This window comes from Peptoniphilus faecalis, assembly GCF_012976305.1.
Lineage (GTDB): Bacteria > Bacillota > Clostridia > Tissierellales > Peptoniphilaceae > Peptoniphilus_A > Peptoniphilus_A faecalis.
This window is the reverse complement of the sequence record NZ_JABDSR010000008.1, coordinates 73157-86221: the sequence shown is the minus strand read 5'-3', so window position 1 is coordinate 86221 and position 13065 is coordinate 73157. Positions and strand designations below refer to the sequence as shown.

20 protein-coding genes and 1 tRNA gene are annotated in these 13065 nt (G+C 30.1%); 10 read left to right on the top strand and 11 right to left on the bottom strand.

The genetic code is table 11. The features are described 5' to 3' along the window. Positions 1-160 precede the first annotated feature (160 nt). The 4 genes from HKO22_RS11005 to HKO22_RS06895 all read right to left on the bottom strand — a co-directional run bounded on the left by HKO22_RS11005 (position 161) and on the right by HKO22_RS06895 (position 1537). Entirely contained in the window at positions 161-286 is a 126-nt protein-coding gene (locus HKO22_RS11005; RefSeq protein ID WP_268935699.1) for a hypothetical protein, read from the bottom strand. Further along, entirely contained in the window at positions 270-1079 is an 810-nt protein-coding gene (locus HKO22_RS06905) for a phage antirepressor KilAC domain-containing protein (protein WP_169969500.1), read from the bottom strand. The genes HKO22_RS11005 and HKO22_RS06905 overlap by 17 nt, the downstream gene beginning before the upstream one ends. Continuing rightward, positions 1072-1236 (bottom strand): hypothetical protein, encoded by a 165-nt coding sequence (locus HKO22_RS06900; protein ID WP_169969498.1) that lies wholly within the window; start codon positions 1234-1236, stop codon positions 1072-1074. The genes HKO22_RS06905 and HKO22_RS06900 overlap by 8 nt, the downstream gene beginning before the upstream one ends. 67 nt (positions 1237-1303) lie before the next feature. Beyond that, entirely contained in the window at positions 1304-1537 is a 234-nt protein-coding gene (locus tag HKO22_RS06895; RefSeq protein ID WP_169969496.1) for a hypothetical protein, read from the bottom strand. Between the two features lie 51 nt (positions 1538-1588). On the opposite strand from HKO22_RS06895, the gene HKO22_RS06890 reads away from it, so the two are divergent. After that, entirely contained in the window at positions 1589-1897 is a 309-nt protein-coding gene (locus HKO22_RS06890) for a hypothetical protein (protein WP_169969494.1), read from the top strand. Here HKO22_RS06890 and HKO22_RS06885 read toward each other — a convergent pair. Then, positions 1884-2066 carry a hypothetical protein gene (locus HKO22_RS06885; protein ID WP_169969492.1) on the bottom strand — a complete coding sequence of 61 codons (183 nt, stop codon included), beginning with the start codon at positions 2064-2066 and terminating at the stop codon, positions 1884-1886. The two genes, HKO22_RS06890 and HKO22_RS06885, sit on opposite strands and share 14 nt — an antisense overlap. A 55-nt stretch (positions 2067-2121) precedes the next feature. Between HKO22_RS06885 and HKO22_RS06880 the strand changes: the two genes are divergently transcribed. After that, the gene (locus tag HKO22_RS06880) at positions 2122-2292 is read left to right on the top strand and encodes a hypothetical protein (RefSeq protein ID WP_169969491.1); all 171 of its coding nucleotides are present in this window, start codon (positions 2122-2124) and stop codon (positions 2290-2292) included. Here the strand turns inward: HKO22_RS06880 and HKO22_RS06875 are convergent. Then, positions 2279-2470, bottom strand: a complete 192-nt coding sequence (locus HKO22_RS06875) for a hypothetical protein (RefSeq protein ID WP_169969489.1) — start codon at positions 2468-2470, stop codon at positions 2279-2281. The genes HKO22_RS06880 and HKO22_RS06875 overlap by 14 nt on opposite strands. Positions 2471-2609: 139 nt before the next feature. Here HKO22_RS06875 and HKO22_RS11075 point away from each other — a divergent pair, with 139 nt between their 5' ends. Next, the gene (locus HKO22_RS11075; RefSeq protein ID WP_169969487.1) at positions 2610-3263 is read left to right on the top strand and encodes a DUF4145 domain-containing protein; all 654 of its coding nucleotides are present in this window, start codon (positions 2610-2612) and stop codon (positions 3261-3263) included. A 172-nt stretch (positions 3264-3435) separates the two neighbouring features. On the opposite strand, the gene HKO22_RS06865 is transcribed toward HKO22_RS11075, so the two are convergent. Both HKO22_RS06865 and HKO22_RS06860 read right to left on the bottom strand, forming a co-directional pair. Then, positions 3436-3621: a hypothetical protein gene (locus HKO22_RS06865; protein ID WP_169969485.1), complete on the bottom strand. Its 186-nt coding sequence runs from the start codon at positions 3619-3621 to the stop codon at positions 3436-3438. Positions 3622-3729: 108 nt separating this feature from the next. Next, positions 3730-4005, bottom strand: coding sequence for an XRE family transcriptional regulator (locus HKO22_RS06860; protein ID WP_169969483.1), 276 nt, complete (start codon positions 4003-4005; stop codon positions 3730-3732). 191 nt (positions 4006-4196) lie between these two features. Between HKO22_RS06860 and HKO22_RS06855 the strand changes: the two genes are divergently transcribed. From HKO22_RS06855 to HKO22_RS06840, 4 genes are all read left to right on the top strand, one after another. Beyond that, positions 4197-4787, top strand: coding sequence for a helix-turn-helix domain-containing protein (locus HKO22_RS06855; protein ID WP_169969481.1), 591 nt, complete (start codon positions 4197-4199; stop codon positions 4785-4787). After that, positions 4774-4971, top strand: coding sequence for a LexA family protein (locus HKO22_RS06850; protein WP_169969480.1), 198 nt, complete (start codon positions 4774-4776; stop codon positions 4969-4971). Before HKO22_RS06855 ends, HKO22_RS06850 begins: the two co-directional genes overlap by 14 nt. 49 nt (positions 4972-5020) lie before the next feature. Further along, on the top strand, positions 5021-5983 hold the full coding sequence (locus HKO22_RS06845) for an exonuclease domain-containing protein (RefSeq protein ID WP_169969479.1): 963 nt from the start codon (positions 5021-5023) through the stop codon (positions 5981-5983). 97 nt (positions 5984-6080) lie between these two features. Continuing rightward, positions 6081-7589 carry a recombinase family protein gene (locus HKO22_RS06840; RefSeq protein WP_169969478.1) on the top strand — a complete coding sequence of 503 codons (1509 nt, stop codon included), beginning with the start codon at positions 6081-6083 and terminating at the stop codon, positions 7587-7589. Here HKO22_RS06840 and HKO22_RS06835 read toward each other — a convergent pair. Beyond that, positions 7568-7651 (bottom strand) — tRNA-Leu (locus HKO22_RS06835). The genes HKO22_RS06840 and HKO22_RS06835 overlap by 22 nt on opposite strands. A gap of 239 nt (positions 7652-7890) precedes the next feature. Here HKO22_RS06835 and HKO22_RS06830 point away from each other — a divergent pair. Together HKO22_RS06830 and HKO22_RS06825 are read left to right on the top strand one after the other, a co-directional pair. Then, complete coding sequence (locus HKO22_RS06830; protein WP_169969477.1) at positions 7891-8820, top strand: L-lactate dehydrogenase; 930 nt, start codon at positions 7891-7893, stop codon at positions 8818-8820. Between the two features lie 49 nt (positions 8821-8869). After that, positions 8870-9241, top strand: a complete 372-nt coding sequence (locus HKO22_RS06825; protein ID WP_235932832.1) for a hypothetical protein — start codon at positions 8870-8872, stop codon at positions 9239-9241. 33 nt (positions 9242-9274) lie between these two features. On the opposite strand, the gene HKO22_RS06820 is transcribed toward HKO22_RS06825, so the two are convergent. Together HKO22_RS06820 and HKO22_RS06815 are read right to left on the bottom strand one after the other, a co-directional pair. Further along, positions 9275-10438 carry a M20 family metallopeptidase gene (locus HKO22_RS06820; protein ID WP_169969475.1) on the bottom strand — a complete coding sequence of 388 codons (1164 nt, stop codon included), beginning with the start codon at positions 10436-10438 and terminating at the stop codon, positions 9275-9277. Positions 10439-10447: 9 nt separating this feature from the next. Then, entirely contained in the window at positions 10448-11845 is a 1398-nt protein-coding gene (locus HKO22_RS06815) for a YfcC family protein (RefSeq protein ID WP_169969474.1), read from the bottom strand. 173 nt (positions 11846-12018) lie between these two features. On the opposite strand from HKO22_RS06815, the gene HKO22_RS06810 reads away from it, so the two are divergent. After that, positions 12019-12912, top strand: coding sequence for a LysR family transcriptional regulator (locus HKO22_RS06810; RefSeq protein WP_169969473.1), 894 nt, complete (start codon positions 12019-12021; stop codon positions 12910-12912). Positions 12913-13065 lie beyond the last annotated feature (153 nt).

Sequence of the window (13065 nt, the reverse complement as noted above, 5' to 3'; positions counted from 1 at the left end):
CACTAAAAACTTAAAAAAACTGTCAATAACTTCTACACCTGCGTACAAAAACCAAAATATAAATTTAATGGAAATCAAACTTATAAAATATAAGGCTTTCGCAAGAATCAGCAAGCCTATCAATCTCCTGATTGTTAATAAGATGTTATATTTACTAACTTTAATCATCTCTATCCTCTCTTTCCTTTTGCCACTTTTTAAACTTTTCTGCCATGAGATTTATAAAAGCGTCCCAGTCCGCCTGTGTATCGCTATATTCGATGGCAACGTCAAAATTCTTGTCCATAAGATCCCCCTAAAAATTTGTTAGTAAAGTAAATTTGTCCTTTACCAGTCATCTTTGTTGTTGTAGTTGTTCTTGTACTGCCATCGGGGTTATTAATTACTCTTACCTTGGTCTCAAAAAGTCCCTGCTCCATTGACCTTTGTGTTGGTTGGTTTCTTCTTTCTCCGCCCTTACAGAGATAACCTTGCTCTCTTAAATAAGCAAATAACCTGTTCTGTCCCATGTTTGGTAGACCATTTTGCTTTAGTCTTTTTGCAAACTCGCCTATAAGGATTGAGTTTTCTGCAACTTCACAAGAATCGGAAAATAAAACTTTAGGTTTGTTTCTTTCATTTTCTTCTTCGGCTGCAATTCTTCTTTGCTTCTCTTCTTTTAAAGTTGTTGCAAGTTGTATTAGATAATCGGGATCTGTAAGAGTTCTTTCAATGACTGTTTCCGTCATATATGCTCCGTGCTTTCTTATGCTTGGTAATACTTCTGATGTAACCCAGTCGGCAAATCTTTCTGCTTCTGGTTTTCTGCTTTGAAAAATCAATTTATAGAGATTTGACTCATTGATAAAATTCATCTTCACATATTGAACAGCCTCTGTTCCGTCTGCTCTTTTACCAGTTACTACCCCTACCTCATTACTAATGACCCCGCCTGCTTTTAGTCTTGTCTTTGCTTGACTAGGATTGTTAATTTCTAAAATCCTGCACACATCAGTTAAATTAAAATAAGGTTCATCGTTTATAATCGATGTTCTGACTTTCCCAAATTCTCTATTTTCAAAAATTCTTAAATCATTCATTTTTGCTCCTTTTATTGTTTGTAAATTTTCCAAATCTATCTAAGATCTCATTAATATTTTGTGACTTAGCTTGTTCAATGGCTTCAATAGAAATCTTTTCCATTTCTTCAATCAAATCTCGAATATCATTGTCCAGCTTTTTCTCGTACCAGTACATGAATATGCTACAAACGCATATCGATGTTACTACGCTTATTAACAATTCCAAATTCATCCCTTCCTTTTTAAACTTCTAAGTTTAGTTCTTCCAAATGAATAAAGTTTGACTCAAATTTTAATTTATTGTAACTATACTGTAGGACTGCGTATGCTTCTTCATATGTCAGTCCTTTTTTTCTCATAATTGAGATGACTTCTTCAGAGATATTTTTAACATCAACATCAAAACATTTTTCAGCTGGATCATTTTCTTTTTTAAATTCCTGAAGATAAAGATTTTTTATTTTTTCTTTTTCCATTACTTTCACCTTCCTTTTGTTTGTTATAATCTCCATAAGGAGATGATTAATATGAATTATTCTGAAATTGTTTTAAGCCCTAGCCAAAAACAAATACTTAAATATTTAGCTAATAACCCCAACTCACAATTAGAACAATTCGACGACAAAGATATAGACTTTCTAGTTAAATTGCACTTCATAAAGCAAGAACTTGCTTACAAAGGTTCGTTAGAAACCATCCTTTTGTATTCCTTAGATCCCCAAGCCTACAACTACTCTTTATTTGCTAAAAGAGATGTCTTAAGAACTTGGTATCCTTACATAATTTCAACCCTATCTTTAATTCTTTCTGTAATTGCTATACTTAGGACTTTGTAACAATAATCAAAGCTATAAGCGATATTAATAAAGACGCTAAAGATATAATTGGAGTGTAAGTTTCTAAATCCATCCACAAAAAAGGATATTTGATATCTATTGCCACTATCAGTCCATGTTTTTTTACAAGCTCTCTTAAAGGGAGCTTTCTTTCATCTTCTAACTTCATTACTTTCACCTTCCTTTTATTTGTTATAATCACCCTAGAAAGCGAGGTGACTATTGTGATTGTTGACTTGCAAAAAATTAAATCTGATGTATTGCAAGATATTGCTAACCGCTATAAAAATTCTAATTGCGGAAGTTTGGAAATCCTTGAATTAATTGAAACTACCGCTTTAGATACAACTATCCTTGTTCTTCAAAAGTACCAAGAAGAACTTAATAAAGAATAGCTTTAGCATCTTTCAAACGATCTGCTAATTGCTTGGCTAATTTATCGATATCAATTTTGTCATTACAAGCCGTTGCAATTACGAGAGCTTCACTATTTATTTCTTGTAATAAATTATGGAGCTCTTTTAATTTGTCCATTAATTCGTCTAAGCCTATTACCTCTACTTTAACTTTCATATTTTTTCACCTTCCTTTTATTTTCATAGCTACTTCAATATTTTCTTCTGTATTCAAATTTTCCACACTCTTACATTTTTATCTTTTATAATCATTAAAATCATTTTTGATGGTATACTTAAAGTAAGGAGGTAATTTTGTGAAAACGTCTCAAACCAAATTTTTTTATAATAATCATGAGCATAAGCTCTTAGTTCCATCAAACTGCCCATATTGTGGTCAAATTGCCCATTCATCTTACATAAGTAATGCAAGCCTTGAATTTGACCAAAATTCCAAATATTTTATAATAGCTTTACAATCTAATTGCTGTGATAAAATTTATATAGCTAGCTATTTATTTGAATATAAAACCCAACAATTTACTTTTTTGAATTTTTATCCTAGCCAAAATCCAAACCCACTTCCTGAAAATATTGCTAATATATCTCCAAGATTTGTTTCAATGTATTCACAAGCTTTAGCATCAGAAAGAAATAATCACTTTGAATTAGCCGCCTGTGGATACAGAAATTCAATAGAAATCCTTATAAAAGACTATGCAATCAAAGTTCTTAAAGAAAACCCTGAAGAAGTAGTTAAAAAATCACTTTTTAAAGCAATTGAAGATTATCTGCCTAAGGATCTTCTAAACACAGCTGATGTTGTAAGAATTCTAGGTAATGACAACACTCACTATCTTAGAAAATATAAAGATATAGATTTTCCAAAATTAAAAAATTATTTAGAAATCTTCATAGGACAAATTGACACGCAGTATAAAATACTTAATCCTCCTGTGAGCCGTCTTTAGTAAATTTCATATTCAATTCTATGTTGGCAAGTTCATAAGCGATTGACCTTGCCTCTTTTAATAATTCCAAATATCGATTCAATTTTTCTAATGAATCATCAAGTCCATCAATCGTTAAATCGGCTTTTAAGCCACCCATATTTAAGTTTATAAATCAAACCTTCCTTTTACATCAATCAATTATTTCAACTCTATCAAGTGCAAATTCCAATAATTCACATGCAATAGTTGAATAATCCTTATTAACTTCACTAGCGATAGCCCTTACTCTTTCAGCAACAGCTGGATTAACTCTTATAACATCAGTGCATGGTTTATAATTCTTCTCAATTTTTAAAATCAATTTTTCATCTTTCATTTTTAAACCTCCATTTTTTATTTAACCTTCCATTATTTCGTTTTTTATCAAATCATTTATTTTTTACAACATACCAAGAATATTCAAATATTTTAGATAATTAAAAATTTATTTATCTTTATTTTCATTACTGCTCCTTTCTTTGTTTTTTGTTTTTTTCGCATTATATGCGACATAATCTTTAAAAAAAATTTCGTTCATTTCTTCTAATGTTAGATTAAGAGTCATCCCAATAATTTCAATTTCCTTAACTGTGAAATTAACTCCATAATTATTGATTTTTCTATAAAGAGTAGCCTGATTAACATCTAGTTTTTTAGCTAAACTACTAATGTTAAGATTCGATTCAACAATTTTACCTTTTAATTTATCTACATTAACCATAAAATAATTACATCTCCTTTCAAAGTTATTTTTATTCGCATATCTGCGATTAATTTAATTATATCATGCTTATTAATATTTTCAATATTTTTTCGCAAAATATGCAATTATTTTTTAAATTCAAATAAATTTACTTGCATTTTTGCGAATTTATAATATAATATAGGTATCTTATTTACGGAGGTTTTATCATGAATATAGGACAAAGAATAAAACAAAGACGGATTGAATTGAATCTTTCCGTTGACGATTTAGCAAAAGCCTTAAATAAAAATAGAGCTACTGTTTATAGGTATGAAAGTAATGAAATTGAAAATATGCCAGCCAATGTACTAGAATCTTTAGCTAAAATTTTACAAACTACTCCAGCACATTTAATGGGTTGGGAAGATAATAGTAATCTAAATAAAATTATAGGAACTGAGTTTGGAGCTCCTTACACAAAGGCTAATGAAATGATGAAAACCCATCTTAATGGTGTATTACGTTGGATAACTGATAAGCTTCAAAGTCCTAAGGATACAATCCTATTAACAAAACATTTTGATGAACTTCTTTTGGGTTATAAAAAACTTATTGAAAGATATCTGCAAGCAAATCTCCTTTGGAATAAAAGTTCTGAAATTATTATAAAAGAATACAAAGAAAAATATCCTAATATTAACGAAGATGAAATTATATCCAAGTATTTTCAAAATGAACTTTCTTTAGAAATTAATAACATTTGTAACAAAATACAATCACTTCCTACCTGGAGAAGAATTTATTATGATGATTTATAATCAAACAACAATAGCTGCGGTTCTTATTGATGATAAGGCAACTTTAAAAAGATTTAGCAAAACAAATGATAGTGTAATACTTCAGGCTGAAAATCCAAGCATGACAGATTGGCCAAGAATTTATACAAGTGGCAATATACGGGTTTTAGGAAAATTAGTAGGTGTATATAGTAAAAAAGAATAAGAGAGTGCAGTGCGCAAGCATTCTCTTAACTTTAATCAGGAGGTGTATTATGTTTATTATAGAGTCTGGAATGCTCAAACACGCAATAAGAAACAAGGGTAAATCCTTGAATGAATTTCCTACAGATTTTTGCGTTTTAGATTTAGAAACCACTGGATTAAATCCATTGTTTGATGAAATTATTGAAATAGGAATATTAAAAATAAAAAATAACAGAATAATTGATTCTTTTGAATCTTTAATTCAACCTAAAGAATATAATTATTCTGATGATGATGGAAATAGAATTTCTTATTATATAGATGATTTTATTGAAGAATTAACTGGAATAACTAATGAAATGTTAAAAACTGCTCCAAAGCTAGAAGAAGTTTTCGACCATGTTATTGAGTTTATTGGAGAAAATATAATAGTTGGTCACAATGTGAATTTTGATATTAATTTTATCTATGATTTTTATGAACAAAATTATGAAAAAGAATTCAATAATGATTATTGGGATTTATTAAAACTATCTAGAAGAATCTTAAAAAATTTAGAACACCATAGATTAAAAGACTTAGCTGAATATTTTAATTATAATTATGAAGGACACAGGGCAGTAAATGATTGTAAAACTACATTAAAAATAATGAATTTATTAAAAGAGTATGCTGAAAAAAATAACATTAATTATTTAACTCTTCCAAGCGAAGATGTTGATTTAAGAAAAATTAAATCTACTGAGGATGATATAGATCCCGAAAATTATTTTTACAATAAAAATATTTGTTTTACTGGAAAATTAGAACACTTTACTAGAAAAGAGGCTGCTCAAATCTGTGTTAATTTAGGTGCTAGTTGTGAGAATAGTGTTACTAAAAAAACTAATATATTAGTTTTAGGTAGCTTTGATTATAATGCGACGGTTAAAGACAAATCAATAAAATTAAAAAAAGCTGAAAAACTAATCTTGGATGGTCAAGACTTACAAATAATGGATGAATCTTTATTCCTAGATACAATAAAATAAAAAATAGAGGACGTGCAAAACACATCCCCTAATAAAGTGGTATAAAAACCAGTTCCAATCTCTTGTATTATACCACAAAATAAGGAGGTATAAAACATTGAAAAGAGCAGTCGCTTATGGCAGATACTCGACTGATATGCAGAGAGAAGAAAGTATCGATGCTCAATTTAGAGCAATTAGAGATTACTGCGATAGAAACAAAATTGAATTAGTAAGCACTTATGCAGATGAGGGTATCTCTGGGACCACAGACAATAGACCTGAGTTTCAGAGAATGATAAAAGATGCTGAGTTAGGAGCATTTGACTATGTCATAGTCCATAAACTAGACAGATTTTCCCGTAGTAAATACGATAGTGCGATTTATAAAAGAAAATTAAAACTACTTGATGTCCAGTTACTGTCAGTCTTAGAAAACTTAGACGGATCTCCAGAGTCCTTAATCTTGGAATCAGTCTTAGAGGGTATGTCGGAGTATTACTCCAGGAACTTATCAAGGGAAGTTAAAAAAGGCATGAGGGAAAATGCCTTAAAATGTAAATTTAATGGTGGCACTCCCCCACTTGGTTATGACATCGATGAAGATAAAAATTATGTTATAAATGCCCATGAGGCGGAAGCTATAAAATTAATATTTGATATGTTTACAAAAAATTATAGCTACTCTGACATGATGAGGACATTAAATAGCTTAGGGTATAAGACTAAAAGAGGTCGTGAGTTTACCAGGAATAGTTTCTACGAGATTTTAAACAATGAGAGGTATATTGGTACCTATTTCTACTCAAAAGAGGACTATGATGGATTTAAGGGAAAAAGAAATTATCATAAGAAAAGGGATAAAAGTAAAATGATTAGAATTGAAAATGGTGTGCCAGCAATAATTGATAAAGATACATGGGCAAAGGCACAAGAAAAAATAAAAAATAATAAAAACTTAAATCGCATAAATAAAAATGGTAGATTTTATTTGCTTACTGGACTACTTTTCTGTGGTGAGTGTGGCTCACCTATGAGTGGACATATGCAAAGTAACAACCAAGGCAACAGATATTATTACTATAAGTGTAATAAAAAATCAAGGACACACAAATGTCACGCTCCAGTAGTAAGAGCAGAAAAAATTGAAAAAGAAGTATTAGACTGCTTTGACGATGTGATTTTTACACAAACTAATAAAGATGCAGTTATAAAATCTATGCTTAAATTTTTAGATAAAGAAACTGATACAACGGATCAAAAGAAAAGCCTAGAAAAAGAATTGACAACAGTAGAAAAGCAAATAGAAAATATTTTAGATGCAATTATAAGTGGTATATCATCTCCAAGTGTAAATGAAAAATTAAAAGAATTGGAAACAAAAAAAGAGACACTCAAAGCTAGTATCTCAAGATGTAATATTATATCTTACAAGTCCTCAAATTTAATCGATGAGATCAAAGAGTTTTTAAATAAAAATAACTCAATCTATGACTTTACACCACAGGAACAATCAGTAATTCTAAAGAATTTTATCGACAAAATCACTTATAAGGACAAAAAAATCACGGTCCAACTAAAAATGTTAGACCGTGCGGATATCTATGGTGCGGGAAAGAGGACTTGAACCCCCACTCCGTTGGAACTAGATCCTAAGTCTAGCGCGTCTGCCAATTCCGCCATTCCCGCATGAAGTTTTAACAACAAAATATATTATACGCACCAAATAAAACTTTGTCAATACTTTTTTTACAAAAACTTTATAAAGCTTTTTACAATTTACATAAAATTTAATTTTATTTTTAAATTTAATGTATTATAATATTAAATCAAAAGATAAATGGTTTTTTAATTTAGATAAATTTTGTATGATTTTTTAAAATATACAATCTATAATCCACAATGGGACTATATCAAGGAGGAAAAAGATGAAACTAGGAATAATAGGAGCAGGATCTGTTGGAGAAATTGTTGCTTATACTTCTGCTTTAAGAGGAATAGCAACTGATATTATTTTAAATGATGTAATAAAAGAAAAAGCCATTTCTCAGGCAATTGATCTTAATGACGGAAGACCTTTTTACCCAAAGGATGTGAAATTTAGAGCTGGAGAATATGAAGATATGAAAGACAGGGATGTTGTTGTAGTATGTTCTGGCAAAATTCCTGAAAAAGACAGACTCCAAGAACTTGATGGAAATAAAAAGGAAGTTGCAAATTTTACAAAGAGGATTGTTAATGCAGGTTTCAAAGGAATTTTTGTAGTTGTTACAAATCCCGTTGATATTATTACTTATGAAATTTATAAAGTTTCCGGTTTTGATGAAAAAAGAGTAATTGGATCTGGTACTGCTCTTGACAGCGCAAGATTAGAAGTTGTAATTGCAAATAAACTTGGTATCTCTCCAAAATCTGTAAATGCAACTGTCTTAGGCGAACATGGCGAAAGTCAGTTTGTCCCATGGTCTCAAGTAAAAATAGATTCCCTTACTATTGATAAGTACGAAGAAATACATCCAGAACTTTTTAAAAATTTCAATAGAGATGAAATAGAAGATGAAACACGTAATCGTGGTTGGGATATCTTTACAGGAAAAGGTTCAACACAATATGGTATAGCAAATACAGTTAATAACATTATCCAAGCAATAGCAAATGACGAGAAAATTATTTTAAAGGGTTCTTGTCTTCTAAGTGGTGAATATGGACTAAATGATCTTTATATTTCAACTCCAATAAAAATCGGAAAAGATGGAATCGAAGAAAAGTTAGAATTAAGTTTAACTGATAAAGAAATGGGTAGGTTAAAGGAAACGGCAGATGTAATAAAAAAACATATAGAAGTTTTAAATTTGTGATTTAGAAAGAGTGATTTTTTTGAATTTTAAAGAAAAAATGAGGAATTTTATGATTGGAAGATATGGACAAGATGAGTTGGGCAAATTTATTTTGTCTCTATCTTTAATTCTTTTAATAATTAATTTATTCACAAAAACTGCTGCCCTTTCCTTTGCAGCTTTAATTTTAATAGCTTATTCCTATTATAGAACTTTTTCGCGAGATATAAATGCAAGGTACTCTGAAAATAAAAAGTTTTTAGACAGCATTGAACCTCTGAGAAAAAAGTTTTTCTCATCAAAAAGTAAATATGACAATAGAAAAATTTACAAGTACATAAAATGTCCAAATTGCAAATTAGAAATGAAAGTCCCAAAAGGCAAGGGTAAAATTAGAGTTACTTGTAAAGAATGTGGCAATAAATTTGTAGTAAAAAGTTAAAGCTTCCCAAGATCTCCTTAGGAAGCTTTTTTATTACATTTTTGATTTGTATTCTTCGAAATCTTTAATTGATTTTTCAATCAACTTTGGATCTTCAATTAAATCATAAACTGTTGTCGCAATAATTTTTGCACCATATTCTACACAATCATGTGCTTCTTTAGCCTTACCTAAGTCTAAAAATTCTTGTGAGTGTGAAGATGTGCCTTCTGGTACAAAGGCAATTCTCGCACAGGAACCAGGCATTAGATATGTTACATTTCCAAAATCTGTTGATCCTGTTTTTTCTCTTGCCCCTTTTATTCTTGGTGCTCCAAGTTCTTCTGCATTTTTCATTATCAAGTCGTTTAGAATATAAGCTGGTATTTTTGATTCCAGTCTTCTATCTTCTTTTATTTCATAAGTTGTTCCAGTCATAAGGGCTGCCCCTTTTACTATATTGTCAAATCTTTCTACAACTTCATCTAAATATTTTGAGTTATAAGATCTCAAAGAGAAGTGCCCCTCCGCTTCACTTGGAACTACATTTGCAGGTCCTGGAAGTGTTTGTACTGTGTAGTGCATTCTCGTGTCCTCTTTTACGTGCTCTCTTAAAAATTCTAGTCCTTGAAAGGTTAGAAGCAATGCATCAAAGGCTGATCTACCTGCTTCTGGTTTTAATGCTGCGTGAGATGCTTTCCCAAAAAATTTTACAAATCTTGATGACAATGCCATTGATTTTACATCCACTTGTGTAGCTGGACCAGCGTGCATCATAAGGGCTATGTCAATATCTTTTATATATCCTTCCTTTAACATTATCATCTTTCCTCCGCCGCCTTCCTCGGCTGGAGTTCCATAAACAATTAGATTAAAGGGAAGATTTTTTACAGCATTTTTTATTGCCACTGCGGCACCAATTATTGAAGGTCCTTGCATTTGATGTCCACATCCATGACCCATGGGAAGTGCGTCGTATTCACATAAAAGTCCAATATTGTATTTTGCATCACCATTAGAATATTTTGCTCTAAAAGCTGTGTCAAGACTTCCCAAACCTCTTTCTACAACAAATCCATTTTCTTCAAGATAGTCTTCTAGTAAATTGCTTGCAAAGTGTTCTTCAAAACACAATTCTGGATTGTCATAGATTTTATCTGACATTTCAAATAATTTTTCTTTTATTTCATCTATTTCTTTTACTATTAAATTTTTCATTTTTCTCCTTTACATAGGTCCCAAATGAATGACTTGAGCTCCAATCATTAATATTGATCCAACTAAAACCCAAATACCAAATAATTTACCCATAAAAATCATCCATTTGTCGTATGGAATATCTGTTGCTCCTAAAATTCCCATTAAAGCCGTTGAAGTTGGAAGGATGTAATTACAGAATCCATCTCCAAAGTTAAAAGCTAGAACTGCAGATTGTCTAGTAATTCCAATTGTATCTGCAAGTGGTGCAAATATTGGCATAACCGCTGCCGCTTGTCCACTACCTGATGTTATAAACATATTTACTATTATATTTACAATAAACATAACAGGTCCCTTTAATAGATGTGGGAAAAAGTTAAGCCAACCTGTCATTGCGTGAATACTTGTATCCATAATTTTCCCTGCATCAAGAACTCCTGAAACTGTTCTTGCAAGCCCAATTATAAGAGCAGCTCCTACCATCTTTTTAGCACCTTCTACAAAGTATTTTGCTATTTCTGATGGACTAAATCCAGCTGCAAGTCCTGCGATAATAGATAACCAAACAAATACTACTGCCGTTTCTTCTAATTTCCATTTTAATTTTACTCCACCATAGACTATAACTCCTAAGGCTGCAAATAATGTTAAAATAACTAACCACTTTCTTGCATTCATTGGAGAGTTAAATTCATCGTGAGAATCAGTGTCTTTAATCCTTATTTTGTCTATTTCATACATAGGGCTTAATTCTGGATTCTTTTTAACTTTTAGAGCATATTTTACTAAATACAAATTTGTTACTATATAAAACACTAGGAAACAAAATGCTCTATAACTTAATCCTGAATAAGGTGGAAGTCCTGCAATTTCTTGCGCAACTATTGTTGTACTTACATTTAATGTTCCTGTTGAAAATCCAACTGCTCCTCCAAGCAAAATTATTGAAGCTCCCACAATGGAATCAAATCCCATTGCTAAAGAAATCATAACCATTATTGGAGCAAATCCTATAAAAGTATTAACGCCTTGAGTAGTACATATAAGCCCAAAAATAAAAGTTAAAATCGGAATAAATAGATATTCTTTACTTTTAGTCTTCTTTGATACTGCTCCAATAAGTGATTGCAATGCTCCACTCATTGTAATGATGTTAAAAGACGCTCCTGAAAATAATATTAAAAATATTAAAGTTGCAGCTTTATTAAATCCATCTAGTCCAATATTAAAAATCTTTAAAGGATTTACTGGACTTTTTTCTACATAATGAAAAGTTTCGGGATCGATTACTTTTACACCTTGAGCATTTTTCACCCTTTCATAAGCACCAGCTGGAATAATCCAAGTTAATGCAACTGCACACAATATAATTACTAAAAGAATTACTAATGTGTGAGGAACTTTCTTTTTCTTTACTTTCTCCATAAAACACCTCATTAATAATAAAATATAAAACCAATTACAACTAGATGTGAAAATTATAAGTAAACATTTTCATCATCTTTAAATTGATATTATCACGTTTTGCTTTAACACAGCAAATACATAATATACTATATCCAGTATATAATTTATGATATAATGTTTGCGGTGATATAATGTTGGATAATAAAAAAATTAATATTTTGAAAACCATAGAAAAATACAACAGCATAAGCAAAGCGTCTGAAAGATTATACACTGCTCAACCTAATTTAAGTAGAGCCCTAAAACAAATCGAAGATGAACTTGGCTTTAAAGTCTTTGAAAGGTCAAAATCTCCCCTTTATTTAACAAAGGAAGGCAAAATTTTATTTGAATACATCGAAAAGTTTGAAGAACTTGAAATAGAAATGAAGGAAAAAATCAATAAATCAAATAATTTAAAAAATTGCTATATTCGCATAGGCGCACTAACTTTTATGTCTCAATATATTATTCCAAACATTGTTCCAAAATTGATGGACCTTTATCCAAATTTGGAGTTAAGCCTTACAAAATATGATTCTACATCCTTTGAAGACGCACTAATAAAAAATGAAATTGACTTATTTATAACTAATAGAAATATAGATAATAGCAAGCTAAATTCTATTCATTCTTTAAATGACAAAATATATCTCATGATACCGAAAGCAATTTACTGCAAGGGCAAAGATAAACTAGAAGATTATTCTAATGAAACTTTCTTCCTATTAAAACCGCAAAAAAATTTACGCAAATCTGTTGAAGATATCTTTAAGGTTACTAACTTCTATCCTCAAAAAGTCAAACTAACTTCGAGCATTATGGATTCTGTTAGTTTTGTAAGAGCAAATAAGGGTGTTACCTTCATTTATGGCTCATCTATTAGAATGATAAATTCAACTTCTTATTGTAATTTCATAGAAATAAACGGAAATTATGCAACTATAAATGTAATCTACAAAGACTTGTCTTTTAAACCAATTGCAGAAAATTTAAGCAATATTATTAAAAATTATATCTCAAAATTATACATCACACTAAGATAAATAAATGGATTTTTTAGTAAAATTAAAACTCTAACTAATATTCGGCTATTTTACTGATAATAATAGATGTACTTTTGAAATTAGTGCTGTTTATTATTGTTATTTTCCCTTGGATTTTACTAATAATTATTATTACAAATTTATTAAGATTAT